This window comes from Paraburkholderia sp. CNPSo 3076 (assembly GCF_026343935.1).
Lineage (GTDB): Bacteria > Pseudomonadota > Gammaproteobacteria > Burkholderiales > Burkholderiaceae > Paraburkholderia > Paraburkholderia nodosa.
The window spans coordinates 1-15942 of the sequence record NZ_JAPMAL010000065.1; the positions used below are offsets into that span (position 1 = coordinate 1).

Sequence of the window (15942 nt, forward strand, 5' to 3'; positions counted from 1 at the left end):
GCCCTAACCCGAAAGGGTGCAGACTTCCGCGTGGTGCAGTTGTCGCGAGTCCACGTTTTAGATTCATCGAGGGGAAGCTTGTGAGAGACCCGGTATCACTACGGTTCAGCGCCCTTCGTCTCAGCGATGAGGCGAGTCAACAATGTGACGCTTGCGAAGGGCTCGTGCAGTTGGCGAGACCGGCGTTAATGCGACGCTTAATGCTGTGCTCGAGCCGTATGCGGGGAAAGCTCGCACGTACGGTTCTTCGGGGGCCGCGTTTCCGAGAGGGAATGCGGCTACCCACTACAAGAATCCCAAGCCGATTAAATGGAAGTATGACGATCCATCGCGGCGAATTCGACCAGTGCCATTTCAATGACGCAGTCGACTAGCCGTGTCTTGCCCCCGCTGCTGTACTGGCTTGGTGTGAGGCCGACCCACGCGGCCACCTGTCGGCCGTTTCTGAAGTCGTGTCCAGCGCCGATGCTCGCAAGCAATGCGCTTGCTGTGGTCGGACCAATGCCACGCAAATGCATAAGTCGCCGGCTACGCCCGTCGTCTCTCGCGATTTCGCTGATTGCGCGGTCGTATTCAGCGAGCCGGGCTTCGATGTTGCTGGCGTGCTCAAGCAAATCACTGATGCATCGTCTGGCCCAGCCGGGCAAGGCATCCAGATGAGCCGGGATTTCTCTTCGCAAGCGCTCCGGGCTCTGCGGTAGCACCACGCCGAATTCGGAGAGCAGGCCACGTGCACGGTTGTAGGTCGCGGTCCGTTCCTCGATAAAACCCTGCCGCGTCCGATGGAGGCAGATCGTGGCTTGCTGGTGTTCGTCTTTCAGCGGCACGAAACGCATGCTCGGGCGAGTCACCGCTTCACAGATTGCAGCGGCATCGGCTGCGTCGTTCTTGCCACGCCCTACGGCAAGCACCTGCTCATCCAGATGCAACGCGACGACACGATCGATACCGTGGCTCGCCTCACCGAGGTCGGCCGCAACATCTACACGTGCGCATTTCGCAGCCACACCGGCCGCTGGGAGCCCTTGCCTGGCACCGGCGAGCTTAAACCACTGACTTGGTGGTCAGTTTGCTGGCCCCGTATCTCGATCCAGATAGTTAAAGCTATTTCAGGGATGTTGTACCTGGCGAATCGAGCGCCGAACTTCTCGCACCAGCAGCGGATCGTCTCGTAAGTGACCACAACACCAAGTTCGAGCATCAACTCCTCGACGTCGCGCAGGCTCAGGAAGCGATGACCATGATAAAGCGGTTTTGTCTTCTTCATTATGTCATTCTACCGCCCCCATTCCATTAACCTGACAGAGCCGGGAGGCCTTGTCGATCTGCCGCATTTCACTGTATAGAATAACACTAGCGATAAGACCCGCTGCCATATCGGCAGCCGCTACCGAGAACAACAGGCCGTCTTGCCCATAAGCCTGCTGCAGCAAGGCCATCAGGGGCATCAGAAACACGCCATGCCGCAGTACCGCTACAAGCGTTGCCCAGATTGCGTCGCCCTTGGCCTGCATGAAAAGCAGGCAGACTTGTTGCACCCCTAACACCGGCAACGCACAATGGAACAGTAAGATCGCGCGGCTACCAATCTCTATCGTCGCCGACTCGTGCGCAAACCAGCCGATGATGGTTCTAGCGTGCCACACGACGCAGCCGGCATAGACTCCGGCGAACGTTAGGGCGACGGCAACCATAGTCCGAACCGCTTGCGCCACCCGTGTCCAGTTACCTGCGCCGACATTAAACCCAACAACCGACTGCGCCCCGCTGCACAGTCCATACAGCGGAAGTACCGCCAGCATCGCCAAGCGGCTGGCCAAACCTAGCGCCGCCACCGATGCCTCACCGTAGCGAGCAGCGAACCCATTGAGCATGGACATGGCCCCTACCGCGAGCAGCGTATTGAGCGCTGGCGGAAGGCCGATGCGGGCGATGCTCGCCAGCCGGCACCAGCAGCGTCCCACCGATGGCCATGATAAGACGATGGCGCCGTGCCTGCCCGCAAAATGTCGCCAATACAAGGTTAAGCCGCACAACTGGGCCAGAAATGTTGCGATGCCAGCCCCTTCGATGCCCAGCCCCAACCAGAAAATCATCACCGGGTCGAGTGCCGCGTTCATTGCGAAGGATGAAACTTGGGTCGTCATGCTGAGCACGGTATTGCCATCCGCTCTCACGATGAAACCACAGACCATATTGAATACCACTGCCACATAGCCCAGCAGCAGCCAATGAAGATAATCCACCGCCAGTGGCAAAGTCGATGGTCCAGCGCCTTGCCATGCCAGCAATCTTGGAGCCGCCAGCCAGCCCGCGATAGCCGCAATCCCAGCAATTACCATCGCCAACCATAACGCGTGCGATGCATAATCGTTGGCAGAGTGATCGTCGGCACGTCCCAGGCTTCGAGCAATCAACGACGCGGCCCCTGCACCGAAGATCTGGCCTATTGCCGTGATGCACATTGCAAACGGGGACGACAATGCCATCGCCGCGAGTGCAGCTGTTCCGAGCCGCCCCACGAAATACGCGTTGAGAAACTGATAAGCAGCACTGACAGTGACGCCAATGACGGACGGAAAAGCCAGCCGCAAGATCAGTGGCAACAGTCGATCGTGGGCCATTGACTGCATCCGTGATGCCGCGACTGCTGGCGTGTTCATACTGTGGCCCCGTCCTTCAACCTTGCTGCGTCCACATCTTCCTGATTGTCCCTGAGGCATCCGGCATAAGCCGCGAGACAATGCAGCAACTGACGTCCCAGCATGTTCGCCTCCTCTGCGGAAAAGCAATGCAACGCACAATGCATCTGGATACGAAGTTTACCGTCCACATTATCGATATATAACCGCAACGTGTGATGACGGTTGGGCCCCATCCCATCACCCGTCCAGATCGTCGGTTGAGCAAGGCCGAGCAGCATGCGCGTACGAAGATTATCTAACACAGCGCGATAGTTGACGACAACACGCGGCCAGTCGAAATCCACCAGCGCCTTCGCCTGATCGTCCGGCAGCAGATACGCAGCCGCCCGTAGCCCAATGCCATGGATCCGTGCCGAATTGCGCTGACGACGCACCGCTTTCAGACGTTCCGCCACACTGAGTCGCCCCTCACAAACGATGGCCAGCGGGACAAGCTCCGCGGTAAAGCCCATAACCGTCGACAGATCCTGACCCGGCAGGATAGGCGTGCGCAGCATGTCCATGTTGTCCAGAAACAGCCCTCGTCGCTGGTTGCCCTTTCCTGCCACCTCCGCCAAGGCGCATAGGATGACGTCGAACGCGTCAAAGCCGTGCCGATCCGGATGCAGATCAAGCAGAATCTTTGTCGATTCCGCATCCAGGTCCAGATAGCGAATCCCCTTGCGCGCACACAAGGTCTCGAAAGCAGCATCACTGTGCATCTGCCCAGTATGTAGCATCTCGAACAAGCGGCGGCTGGCATCAGCGCCACTATCGACTGGCTCAACCTCGAGGACTGTTGCACCATCCTCACGCAGCAGCTCCCATGGCCGGCTTCGCCAATAAGCAACGTTGCTGTCCAACGAACCGCTCACATGTTCGCGCAGCGCCTTCACCCATCGATTCAACTGCGCGCGGCCACTGAATGCGGGAACCGGCGCTTGGCCATGCTCTATAGCCAGATAGTAGCGTTCTACTTCCTCCAGCAGGAGCCGGAACCCATAGCCGTCGACCAGGAAATGATGAATTATGATAAAAATCCAACTGTACGGTCGCCCACCGACCTCCGCCTCGATCAATTGGAAACGCGACATCCAGGTACGACCATCGAACCGGAATGCATATTGCGCTTTCTCAGCGATACCAGATACCTCTCGCGTGCAATCACCGAGCTCTGAGTAGGAGCCCAATGCAACTCGCTCCAGATGCAACGCTCCGACTCCGGTATGGAAGCGTAGATCATCGTCATCTCGAGAGATCCTGGTGCGCACCAGTGGGTAGTCTTTCGCCAACCTGACGATAGCGGACTCCAATATGGCCGGATCCAAACGGCAGCTATCGTCCTGCCAGATCGCGCACATGTTGAAATGCTCGTCTAAACCCATGCGCCGATTCATGAAGCGTATCGTAGGCGTTACTTCCACTCCACCGTCGATATCGCCATCGTGGTGCACCAGTTCGCCGGAGCGGGCATCGATCAGCCCAGCCAGTTCGCGTAAGACTGGATAGTCGTACAACTCGCTGACAGAAAAGCGGATGTCCATCTTGGCCGCCTGCGCCACACAGCGCACGCTCAGCATAGAGGTACCACCCAGTGAGAAGAAATGCGCGTCCGCACCAATCATCGACATACCAAGCACTTCCTGCCAAACCGCGGCCAGTGCATGCTCGGTCGTGGTGACCAGCGGCGCGAATACGCCCGCCGCGGTTTGCCGTGGCAACGGCAAGCGGGAACGGTCCAATTTACCGCCCGGCAGCTTAGGCAAAGCCCGCAAGCGAACAAATGAACGGGGAATACTGTGGGGCAACAGCGAATGACGGAGCATTTGCCTGAACCCATCGTCTGTCGACGGCAGCTTCGCCTCAGTGCCCACCACGTAGGCAGTCAACAGCGGCTCGCCATCCGCAGCGCGGTGCAAATGCACCGCGGCCTCCTCGACCCCAGGACATTTTCCCAAGACGTGAGAAATCTCATCCAGTTCAACACGCAAGCCATGGATCTTGATTTGGTTGTCGCGCCTTCCGAGGAACTCCAGGCGGCCGTCGTCACGGTGGCGCCCCAAATCGCCAGTGCGATAAGCCACAGTTCCGAAAGGCTGCAACTCTGGCACCGAACTAGCAACAAATCGCTCGGCTGTCAACTCCCTGCTGTCATGGTAGCCACTCGCCAGGCAGTCACCCGTCACCAGGATCTCCCCCACCGCACCTTGAACCACCGGCCGCAACTTGTCATCTACGACGGCTATGCCGACATTGGCCACCGGCTTACCGATCGGGACAGTCCGTTCATCAGCGCCCACTTCGCACACTTCCCCCCAAGCGGCGTTCGAACTACACTCGGAGGAGCCGTAGAAGTTGAACAGACGGGCCTGCGGGAACGCCTCGAGAAAGCGCCGAGCCAACTCCGGTGGCAACACCTCAGCGCTTGAGGTGACCAGCCGCAAATCTGAAACCGACCGTCCATCTGTCAATTGTGCCGTCAAAATGCCGGTGATCAACGGTGGCGAGCACAACAGATGCGTTACCCGGTAACGATCTAGCTGCAATAGCAGCAGAAATGGATCTTGCAGTTCTTGCTGACTCAGCAGCAAACTAGGAACGCCTTGTAAGAGTGGCCCGAAGATTTCCCATTGACTAGCAACCAGCGCCGCCGACTTCTGCACTACGCAGACATCACCTGCCTGAAATGGGAATTGCCCCCACATCCAGTGCAAACGATTTATGCATGCTGTAGCGGGAACCACAACGCCCTTCGGTTTTCCCGTAGAGCCAGATGTGTAGACGACCTGCAGCACTTCATGCGAGCAAGATGGCGAAGGGGCGGCATCTGTCTCCTCATTGCCGTGTGCAACTTCCTCCGACGGCAGTAAAACCAGCCCTCTGTCACGAAATGCTTCCCGCTGCAACGGCGTGGCAACGAAGGCATTGGGAGCGACATCTTTGGCAATCTCAAGTATGCGGCTTATCGGATAATTTGCCCCGATCACCGAGTAGGTTGCGTGCAGCTTGATCGCAGCTAGAATGACGATCAACGCGTTAATGCCGCGGTCAATGCCAAGCAACACCCTGTCGCCGGCACCAACACCGGCGGCTGCGAGTCTGTTAGCAAAACGGTTGGCTGCACCATCCAACTCAGCATACGAAATGCGGCCGCGCTCCCAGAAATAAGCAGTATCCACTGGCGACATTTTGGCACGCGCTTCGAACATTTCGCGTAGCGTACTAGCGCCTGTATAAGCCAGCCGTCCTCCGTTGTAACGCTTAAGAAAATCCTTTTCAGCTGGGTGCCGCAGATCCAGCTCTGCCAGCGGCGCCGCGGGCGCCGCAATGATCACCTGAATAATTTGCTGCAGGTTGAGCAGCATTCTTGAAACGAGCTCGTCGGAGAACAGCTCAGTGCAATAGGACATCTGCAGGTAGATGCCGTCCCCCTCTTCCTGACAGTAAAGAGTGAGATCGTACTTCGTATAACCGTTCTCCAATTCGCGTGCGACAATTGACACATCGTCCTGCCCCTCAGAAATTAGCTCTGCTTTCTCCGAATACATGTTGAACATCGCCTGGAATACGGGGGAAAAATTGCTTCCACGTACCACGTCAACTGTTTCCAACATCCGACTGAATGGATATGCCGCGTTGAAGTCAGCACCGATGACAGTTTGCTGCGTCGTGGCCAGATGTTCGATGAATGACTTGTCAGGATCCATCTTCGCCCTTAGCGGCAACATGTTTAGGAAGAACCCCAACAGCTTTTCCGTACCTGACTGTTTTCGCACTACATTCGGAGTGCCGACGATGATATCGTCCTGTCCGCTGTACTCTCTCAATAAAGCGTAAAAAGTCGTCAGTAACACGCTGAAAAGCGTGGTGCGATTGTCCGCCGCAAGTTCGCGAAGTCTGGACGCCGCGAGAGCCGGAATTTGTATGGCGTATGACTTACCGGTGTAACGCATCCGCCTCGGACGAGGCTTATCGGAAGGCAGGGTCAGCACCGGCAACTCACCCGACAGCTGTTGTGCCCAGTACGAGCGCTGTCGCGCCCAGCAGTCCGATCGAAACTGCTCAGACTCCCATTTCGCGAAATCCTCGAACGAAATTTCGGCTTTGATACCGTCCTCTGAACTGACTCCCGCCTTGTAAAATTCACGCAGTTTGCGCACCATCACCGAAAGCGACCACGCGTCCATAATGATTTCATGCGTGGTAAAGATGACAACATGCCGGTCTGATCTCTCTCGTACTAGTAGTGCGCGATACAGTGCGCCTGCGGCGAGATCAAAGGACGGTTGAAACTCGCTCGCCTTCAATTCAGCCAACCTGGGGGCAGGTTGGTCGCCGCAAAGGTCTATAAAGCGCAAACTACCCTTCGGCGGTGAATCGAAGGTCAAATATGGATTGCCACTCTTTTCGACGAATCGAATGCGCAGTGTGTCGAAGTACTGCACCACCGCATCCCAAGCCCGACTAAAGCGATCTCGATCAAGCTCTCCGCAGCATTCGAGCGCCGCTTGCAAGGTATAGTTGGATGCTGTTGGATCAAGCTTCCACAAAAACCATAAGTGTTTTTGAATGTGGCTGGCCGGAGCCTCTCCGCCCTCACCACGGCGACTGGCGACAATGGCGGGAAGCGACTCATTCCCACCCTCTTTCTCGGCCAGAAGTTCGGTTAACTCATCTATTGAGCAATGGTACAGGTCAACCACCGAAACTTCGCAGGCGAATTCGCTCCGAATACGGTTGATCGCAAGCATGGCGCGCAGCGAGTCACCGCCCATCAGCAAAAAGTTGTCGTTTCGCCCCAGCCGGTCTAGATGCAGTATCTCGGCTAACAGCCTGCACAACCGAACCTGAACACCGTCAGTGGGCTCCAGATATTTCACATCGGACAAAGGACGCAAACTTTCCGGGGAAGGCAATTGTTTGTAATCAAGTTTGCCATTGGCGTTTAATGGTAATGTCGCCATCTCGAAGAAAAGATCAGGCAGCATGTAGTCAGGCAACTGACGCGACATGTGTTCGCGTAAAGCGCTCCGTGTAACCTCCTCTCGAAGCTTGACGAAGGCCACGAGGCGCGGAAGTCTTTCCGCTTCCCCTAGACTAGTCAGTGTTTCCCTTGCCGTCAGTTTCACCCGATTGTCAGCGGGGTAATGCACCACTACGGCCGCGGCCTCGACTGCTGCATGTAACCCCAACAAACCTTCCACTTCGTTTAGCTCAATACGGTAACCACGCAGCTTGACCTGGCGATCTGCTCTTCCGAGACACTCCAGTAAGCCATCCTCACGCAGCCTCACGAGATCACCAGTCTTGTATAATCGATCATATCCGCGCTTATCGCTGAAAGGGTTAGCCACAAAAGCCTGCTCGGTACGCGCGTCGTCGTTAATGTAACCACGCGCAAGGCCAACGCCGGCTACACAAAGTTCGCCTACGTCACCTGACGCAACAAACGTCAGCGCCGCAGCATCTGGCCTGACCACATAGATCTGCAGATTGTCTATCGGTTTCCCGATTGGCATAAATGCCTGACCTTCCGCCGGAGAGTTAGAGATCAGCGCATGCGTGACACCGTCGGCACATTCAGTTGGTCCATAATGGTTGAGGATGGGAATAGACGGGTACATCGCCAGCCAGCGTCGGCATACGTCGGGCGGCAATGCCTCCCCGACGGTGGAAATCCTGCGCAGCGCCGGCAGCGCGCGTGCATCGATCAATTCGACTTCGGCCACAAACGAGCGTAGTAGCGAGGGCACAAATTGAATGACCGATACTTGGCATTCGCGCAACTCAAGCAGCAGCCGCGACGGATCGCATACGACGTCTCTATCAATGATCTGTGTGCACGCCCCCACTTGCAGCGCCGCCATAAACTGCCACAGAGAAATGTCAAAACAGTGCGATGCAGTCTGCGCCACCTGGTCAGTTCTACTGATCTCTAGATCGCGGACTTTAGCGTGCAAGTGATTGATGAAGCTCCGCTGTTCAATCATTACGCCCTTTGGGTGACCGGTGGTACCCGAAGTAAAAATGACGTAGGCAAGATCACTGCCTTTGCCTCTGAGCCCGACAAAGGCCGCGCGAGATTCTTGCGCTTCTTCAATATCAAGAAGCACTAGTTCCGGTTTGGTTGCCTGCAAATACGCCGCCTGTTCGTAGCAGTTACGGGCGGTCAGCAGCAGGCAGCATTTGCTCTTCTCCAGCATGTAATCCAAACGTTCCGCTGGATACTGGCGATCAAGCGGCATATAGGTACCGCGAATCTTAAAAATGGCAAGCATCGCAGCCAATAAATCAATTCCTCGCTCCATCAGCACGCCGATGACGGGCGCCTCGCGGCCACAGCGCTCGGTCAGCGCCATTGCGATGCGATTGGACTGCTCATCAAGCTCCCGATAAGTTACCGACTCGCTGCCATGCCTTGCTGCTATATGTTGCGGATAACGCCGTGCCACATCACAAAAGTAGTCCACTGCCAATAGTGTTTTCATTTAAATCTCGCTCACTCGCCTAAGAAGCGGTTTCAAAAAGGCTTCGTAGGGGCTGCTAACCCGTAACGCAACCTGTTAACCTCGATCGTCGTGACAACAGGATCGAGGAGATGGGCAAACCAATCATCGATGACGAACTGTGGGCACTGATCGAGCCACTGCTACCACCAGCGAAGCCACGCCGCTTCAAGTATCCGGGCCGCAAGCCGGTGCCGGATCGGGCTGCACTGACTGGCATCTTGTTCGTGCTGAAGACCGGTATCCGGTGGCGGGACTTGCCTGCGGAGATGGGATGCGGTTCCGGCGTCAGTTGCTGGCGCAAGCTACGCGATTGGCAGCAAGCCGGCGTATGGGATCGATTGCACGCAGTGCTTCTGGGGAAATTGCGAGCGGTGGACAAGATCGACTTCTCGCGCGTGATCGTGGATTCGTCATCGATTCGCGCGGTTGGGGCGGGCGAAAAACTGGCCCGAACCCCACCGATCGAGCGCGACCCGGATCCAAGCACCACCTCGCCACCGACGCCAACGGAACGCCGATCGCGGCAATCCTGACTGGCGCCAATCGTAACGACGTCACCCAACTCGTTCCGCTGATCGAGGCCATCGTGCCGATCGGCGGTAGGCGCGGGCGGCCTTTGAGCCGCCCTGGCTGCGTCTATGCCGACCGGGGTTACGATCACGACAAATACCGACGCGCTCTCCACGAACGCAGTATTCCCACCAGCATCGCGCGGCGCGGCCACCCGCATGGCAGTGACCTCGGAAAAGTCCGATGGGTCGTCGAACGTACACATGCCTGGCTGCATAATTTCCGCCGTCTACGTATTCGCTTCGAACGTCGCGCTGACATTCATGAGGCATAAGTCGCATAAAGGAATTCACTTCATAAAGGTTTCGAACTGCATGCTGAAATATAAAAAACAAAGCAAAGCGCCAGAAGAATTGAAGGATTCTTCAACACTCGACGCTCCAGTAGCATAAGTTCGGAAGTATTCAACAGTCGTATAATGGGGTTGGAAGGTTCGATGCCTCTGCTCGACTACGTCGTCCTGACCGTCGCGTTGACGTCGGCCCTCCATGCTGCTCACTTCGCCGCACAGCTTCATTCTGTGCAGGACCCTTGATATCTTTCTTTGTGAGATACATCGTTCGTCGGAATGCACAGCAACGCAGGAACAAACTTCCTGCTCAGGGAACGGAATGGAACTGTTGATCCGGAGCACCGGTTCGTTAATAGCGCGTAGCGCGGTACCTTGAGTGGACGCCGCAATAGCATGTCGACTGTCATTTTTTGCAGATCTTGTCTGTGGTTCGTGAGGCTTTGGTTTCGTGTTCATGCTCCGTTACCTCCCGCTTCAATTTCCCCCCGACAGCAGATGCAATAGTTGAGCCAACGCCACGACACACCGGAGAGATAACTCCCAACACATTGCTGATCGGGATGATTGATGGGCACTCACCCTCCAAAACGCTTGCGGGATCTTCCGCGAAGTATCGTTTGTGGAATTGGCTGTGTTGCATACCTGACAATGTTGGATATGCAACATCACGAATTGCCACGACGAGTGCCGATCAAAGCGACGAACTTACTGACGAGTGCATCGTGCGACACGTGCTGCTGCCCGCAGCGTGTCAAATCATCAGGTAGTACAGGGCAGCAAAGCTCGTTTCTGTCTTGTCGCACCTCCATCGCTGAAGTATGAACGACGGATGCTGCGACCTGTTGTGCGACCAACAGTTGCCTACCTGGACATGCGTGATTGGTAACGATTGCGTGTGGAGCTCCGGGAACAACGTCTTTTTCGCAAGACACCCCGTCTCGGCGACGAGATTGGGGATGACGCTGCTAGCCGCAGTGCGGCGTGAAGGCCAGGCAAGTTCCGTATGTGCAACATAGGTGAACTGTTGATAAACCTCGTGACGTCAAATGGGCCAAAGCGGCTGTCAGGCCCAAACCAAAAGGTATGTAGCCGGTTGTCCCTTTGATGCAACGGGAACACGTCGTCATAGCGCTACCGGGGAATAGACAGGCACTAACCGGACAGGCCCAGAACATCGGGGCGGCAGGAACGGGAACGTGGTAAACCCGACTCACCGCCAAACTCGCGGAACATTGTGGAATGGCAGGCAACTCGTAAGGAGAGCTGTTGGTGGAGCGGGTATGAGAACGCGGAGAAAGCGAATGGCGGGCTGTAATGGCCTGCATAGGGGTTCGAACTTTGCCCTAACCCGAAAGGGTGCAGACTTCCGCCTGGTGCAGTTGTCGCAGGTCCACGTTTGAGATTCATCGAGGGGAAGCTTGAGAGCATTTCAACCCCGTGCCGGGTCCGGCGTTCGCGGAGAAACAGGGATGAGGTATACAGGTGAACGGCAGCGCCGCAATGACCGACCGTCCAATGGTGCGCACCTGTGGCCGGCACGCCATCAGGTGAGCCCGCTTGAGAGCATGGTCCGGGATTCGTCGGCGACAGTGGTGAGCAGCGCGAGCTGCATCCCGTTCACGAGATCGAGTCAATTTCGACGCATCCCATGGCGCTGCCGTCCACCCACGATCATGAGGTCAGCGATGGCGATGCGCAAGCACGAAGACAGTCCCGAAGTCTTTCCGAATGCGGCGGGGATCGATATTGGCGGCTCGAGTCACTGGGTCGCGGTGCCCAAAGGGGTGGCTGATGAACCGGTGCGCGAGTTTGGCACGATGACCGACGATCTGCACGCGATGGCGGACTGACTGCTCGCGTGCGGGGTTGATACGGTCGCCCTCGAATCGACCGGCGTATTCTGGATACCCGCACATGAGGTGCTGGAGCAGCGCGGGCTGACAGTGTGACTCGTCGACGCGCGACAGATGAAGTACGTTCCGGGTTGCAAGAGCGATGTGGACGACTGCCAATGGCTCCAGAAGCTGATGAGCCTGGGCCTGCTGCGGGCGGCCTGGCGCCCGGGCGACGAGGTCTGCGTGGTGCGCGCGGTGGTCCGTCAGCGCGAGGTACTGCTCACCGAGCAGGCCAGCTGGGGGCTGCGCATGCAGAAGGCGCTGGTGCAGATGAACCTGCAGCTCACCGAGGTGCTCACGGATGTGATGGGTGCGACTGGCCAGGCGATCTTCCGTGCAATCGTAGCCGGCGAGCGCGACCCGAAGGCCTTGGCCAGCCATCGTCATACTCCGGTCAGGCGCAGCGAAGAAGATATCGTCCGCGCGCTGACGGGCAACTGGCGCGAGGAACACCTGTTCGTGCTGCAGCAGGCGCTGGCGATGTTTGACAGCCTCGCGCAGCGCATCCTCGAGTGCGACGCGAAGATTGAGGCGCTGCTGGTACCCCTTGGACGTCACGACATCCCCCTTGATGGACCCGGCAAGCGGCGCAGCAAGAACGCCCCGCAGTTCGATGCGCGTGCGGCGCTGGCGCGCTGGGCGGGTGTGGACCTGACGCGCATCAACGGCCTGTCGGTCACCACCGTGATGACGATCCTCTCGGAAATCGGCCCGGACCTGAGCCGCTTTGCGAACGTCAAGCACTTCTGCTCATGGCTCGGGCTGTGCCCCGGCACGAAGATCAGCGGCGGCAAGGTGCTCAGCGCGCGTACGCGGCGCTCCACCAACCGCGTGCGCCAGGCGCTCAAGATCGCGGCCATGAGTCTGTCGCGCATCGCTTCTGCGCTGGGTGCATTCTACCGGCGCCTCTGCGCGCGCATGGACAAGCCGCGCGCCAATACGGCCGTCGCCCACAAGCTCGCGCGCATGGTGTACTTCATGCTCACGCGTGGTGAGGCCTTCGTCGACCAGGGGCAGCAGCGCTACGAGGAGCAGCAACAGCAGCGCAGCAGCGCCGCGCGTCCGCGCTCGGCTTCGAGATCACCCCGACCGTCCTAACCCCCCTGAAAATCCGCGGTATTTTTAATGTTTCTCACGAGACCGTCCTTGTGCGGTTCAGCGCCCCTCGTCTCAGCGATGAGGCGAATCAACGATGTGACGCTTGCGAAGGTTTCGAAGGTTCGTGCAACTCGGCGAGACCGACGTCAGCGGGACGCTTAATGCTGTGCGCGAGCGGAGTGCGGTGAAAGTCGCACGCTCCGTTCTTCGGGGGCCGCTTTTCCGAGAGGGAATGCAGCTACCCTCTAAATAGTGCGTAGTTGGACGTGCTTTTCCTTGAACAGTTTGCGGATCACGTGAGGCTCTCTTTTGCCGACGATGCGGATAGGCGTTGTCGTGAGTCGAACGTAAGGACGAAGTGATCCCCATGTTTTCGATCTCAGGCAATTCGAACGGACTGCGGGCGGGCGAGTGCCGCCATGCGGTTGAGCACGCCCGCACGAATCGAGACTTCGGTTGCCTAGGAACCAATCTCGCGAGCCCACAGGCAAGAGCTCCGTGAGGAGCTTGAGCCGGTACATCAGAGTCTCAGCCTGCGAGCGACGCTGGTAGCCACTTACGAGCTTCCATTCACGTCTGCTGCGTTCTGCTATCGCATCGATGGCGGCATTGCGCCAGGCACGCTCTCCGGCCAAGGGGTCGCGCTCTCAGGCAACGGAATCGACGGGGCAGCTCCGCGCGCCGCAACCCGCGCATGGCACGCCTTGGTGTCCTAGGCGCCGTCGCCACCGATGGTGTCGATTGCCATGTCAGCGGGAATCTGGTCGAGCAAATCAGGCAACACTTCGCTATCGCCCTCGTCCTGACGAGTCCTCAGTGGAGCGCAGATCTGTCCGGTGTTCGCGTCCATCGCCAGGTGCGACGCTTGGACCAGCGATGCTGGTGCACCTTCCACTCGCCTTCGCCGTTCTGTCCGGTACTGTCGAGCACGACGTGCAAGGGGTCTTTGGGCGTTGTGCCGGCAGCGCGACCTTCACCGTCCGTGTGCCTCAACGTCGTGTAGTTCGGCACGGGCAGGCTCGGGAAAGCAAGTTTGCGCAGACTCTGGGCGAAGCCTTGCCGTGCGCGCAGCGGCAGAAGAAAGACCTGCTTGAGTTCGAACAGCATCTGCACGAGCGCATCCGCATAGATGCATGGGTGGCCCCGAGCGCCCACCTCGGATTCCGGTGCTGCAGCGAAAAGATCAGGGTCAATCCACATCGTTACATCCCCTCGAGCAATGGGTGACAATGCCGGCTGTGGTCGTGCGATGTCAAATAGAGGAGCGCGAGGACGGCGTCGTCAATCGCTGGTGTGTCATGTTCATGGGGTTCATCTCGATATCGTTTAAACCCGTGCGCAAAACCGTTCGTGACTCGACCGAATTTCATCGGCTGACTAAACGAACGCACGTGATCCGCAACCTGTTTCAGGAAAAGCACGCCCATTTTTCCGACTGAAAACCGACACACATTCGATGAACTGGCCAGTAACATCCATTCGGGGCAGTTCGGCTCGGGCTTGAGCACCTCTGTTCCTCGCGCGGCATAATCGCACAGGAACTGCCTGTTACCGTCACTCACGGAGTGAATTGATGATCGTCCCTGCAACTTCGGCTTTCAATGTGCACGAGCTCGCTCCACCGCGTCCCTCCCCAGCAGATATTGAAATATTTTGCGTCAGTTTCGATTTTCGCGTCATGCTCGACAGTCCCGCATTCGCTCCGCTCTCGGACGATGAGCGTGCGAAGGTCGCGGGCTTCCGGCGCCGCGACGATGCGCTGCGTTGTGCGGTGACGCGCGTCGTGCTGCGTCAGTTGCTCGCGGAACGAACAGATTCGGAGGCCAGTGAATTGCGTTTCGAGCGAGACACCGGCGGACGGCCCCGTCTCGATAAGTCGATGCAAGGCGGGTCCGGTGGACAACTCGACTTTAACGTTTCGCATTCGGAGCAGTATGCTCTGATCGCAATTGGCCGGCGACGGAGGGTTGGTGTCGATATCGAATTTGCTCGCAAAGACATCAACTGGAGGAAGCTGGCATCAGCGGTATTTGCGCCGCGCGACGAGGCACAAGTGACCGCTTTGCCGATGTACAGGCGAACCGACGCGTTTTATGACGTATGGACAGCAAAGGAAGCGGTGTTGAAGACACTTGGCGTCGGCATCGGAAGGGGCATGACATGGTTTTCTGTACTTGGAGACAGGCAGCACGAGCCAAGTATCGCAGTTAGCGAGGAGAGCGTATGCAATCGCGACTTGATTGCGAAACTCGACGCAGTTTGGCTTCGCGCCCTGAGCGGTTATGCCGCATGTGTCGCGTGGTCGCGCGATGTCGCTTAGTCGGATGCGTAGTCGCAATGCAGGTTGAGCGCTTTCAGAACTTTACTCTGATCAAAGTTTTTGTCTGGCGCGAAGCGAATTTGGCGTGAGCCGTAGAAGCACGGGTTCGCCAACGAGCATGACCTTGCGTTCGCGGCCGAGGCGGCTCCCGAGAGGACGAGGGGTTGTGGCGGCACTGTCAAGAAGCGGGCGTGGATTACCTTTATCGAAGAAACATAATTATCCTTATTAGATAGCTTTGTCGGATGCGATAGGGACAGTCCAACCATGCCATGTGGCGAAACGTTCCTGAGCACGGCACGATGATATGCCGCGTTCATCTGATGTCTGAGCAGCGCGAAATGCTGTCCCTTACGGAACTGCATCGTCCCTGCACGGAAGACACCCAGCAGGCGCAGCGGTGAACGCCAGCGCAGCGCCCTACTCGGTCATCGCCGTCGTGGACGTCCCGCCTTCCGCGGGATAGACATCCGCGATCACGCAGTCGCGGCCCGCGAGTTTCGCCTTGTAGAGAGGTGGCCGCGCAAAATCGGACAGCGGGATAAGTGGAACGGCCGGGGCCTGAGCCAGCGAT

The 15942-nt window shown here is 57.7% G+C and carries 6 protein-coding genes and 4 pseudogenes; 4 read left to right on the plus strand and 6 right to left on the minus strand.

The genetic code is table 11. The annotated features are described in order from the left end of the window. Positions 1-371: 371 nt before the first annotated feature. From M3A49_RS40215 to M3A49_RS40230, 4 genes and pseudogenes are all read right to left on the minus strand, one after another. Positions 372-896, minus strand: a pseudogene (locus tag M3A49_RS40215) (IS110 family transposase); the annotation flags it as partial. A gap of 242 nt (positions 897-1138) precedes the next feature. Next, a pseudogene (locus M3A49_RS40220) lies at positions 1139-1267 on the minus strand (IS6 family transposase); the annotation flags it as partial. A gap of 4 nt (positions 1268-1271) precedes the next feature. Beyond that, positions 1272-2624 carry an MATE family efflux transporter gene (locus M3A49_RS40225; RefSeq protein ID WP_266233752.1) on the minus strand — a complete coding sequence of 451 codons (1353 nt, stop codon included), beginning with the start codon at positions 2622-2624 and terminating at the stop codon, positions 1272-1274. 35 nt (positions 2625-2659) lie between these two features. Then, positions 2660-9172 (minus strand): non-ribosomal peptide synthetase, encoded by a 6513-nt coding sequence (locus M3A49_RS40230; RefSeq protein ID WP_254358162.1) that lies wholly within the window; start codon positions 9170-9172, stop codon positions 2660-2662. A gap of 110 nt (positions 9173-9282) precedes the next feature. Between M3A49_RS40230 and M3A49_RS40235 the strand changes: the two genes are divergently transcribed. Beyond that, positions 9283-10037, plus strand: a protein-coding gene (locus tag M3A49_RS40235; RefSeq protein ID WP_254358161.1) for an IS5 family transposase whose coding sequence is annotated in 2 segments (ribosomal slippage) — positions 9283-9631 and positions 9631-10037 — 756 coding nt in all. Because the reading frame shifts where the segments join, the coding sequence is not laid out codon by codon here. A 15-nt stretch (positions 10038-10052) separates the two neighbouring features. On the opposite strand, the gene M3A49_RS40240 is transcribed toward M3A49_RS40235, so the two are convergent. Next, entirely contained in the window at positions 10053-10511 is a 459-nt protein-coding gene (locus M3A49_RS40240) for a hypothetical protein (RefSeq protein WP_254344743.1), read from the minus strand. A gap of 1229 nt (positions 10512-11740) precedes the next feature. Between M3A49_RS40240 and M3A49_RS40245 the strand changes: the two are divergent. Beyond that, positions 11741-13053: pseudogene (locus M3A49_RS40245) on the plus strand (IS110 family transposase); the annotation flags it as partial. 374 nt (positions 13054-13427) lie between these two features. On the opposite strand, the pseudogene M3A49_RS40250 reads toward M3A49_RS40245, so the two are convergent. Further along, positions 13428-14269, minus strand: a pseudogene (locus M3A49_RS40250) (IS5 family transposase); the annotation flags it as partial. Between M3A49_RS40250 and M3A49_RS40255 the strand changes: the two are divergent. Both M3A49_RS40255 and M3A49_RS40260 read left to right on the plus strand, forming a co-directional pair. Next, positions 14182-14487 (plus strand): hypothetical protein, encoded by a 306-nt coding sequence (locus tag M3A49_RS40255; protein WP_266233755.1) that lies wholly within the window; start codon positions 14182-14184, stop codon positions 14485-14487. The pseudogene M3A49_RS40250 and the gene M3A49_RS40255 overlap by 88 nt on opposite strands. 134 nt (positions 14488-14621) lie before the next feature. After that, positions 14622-15368, plus strand: coding sequence for a 4'-phosphopantetheinyl transferase family protein (locus tag M3A49_RS40260; protein WP_266233754.1), 747 nt, complete (start codon positions 14622-14624; stop codon positions 15366-15368). Positions 15369-15942 lie beyond the last annotated feature (574 nt).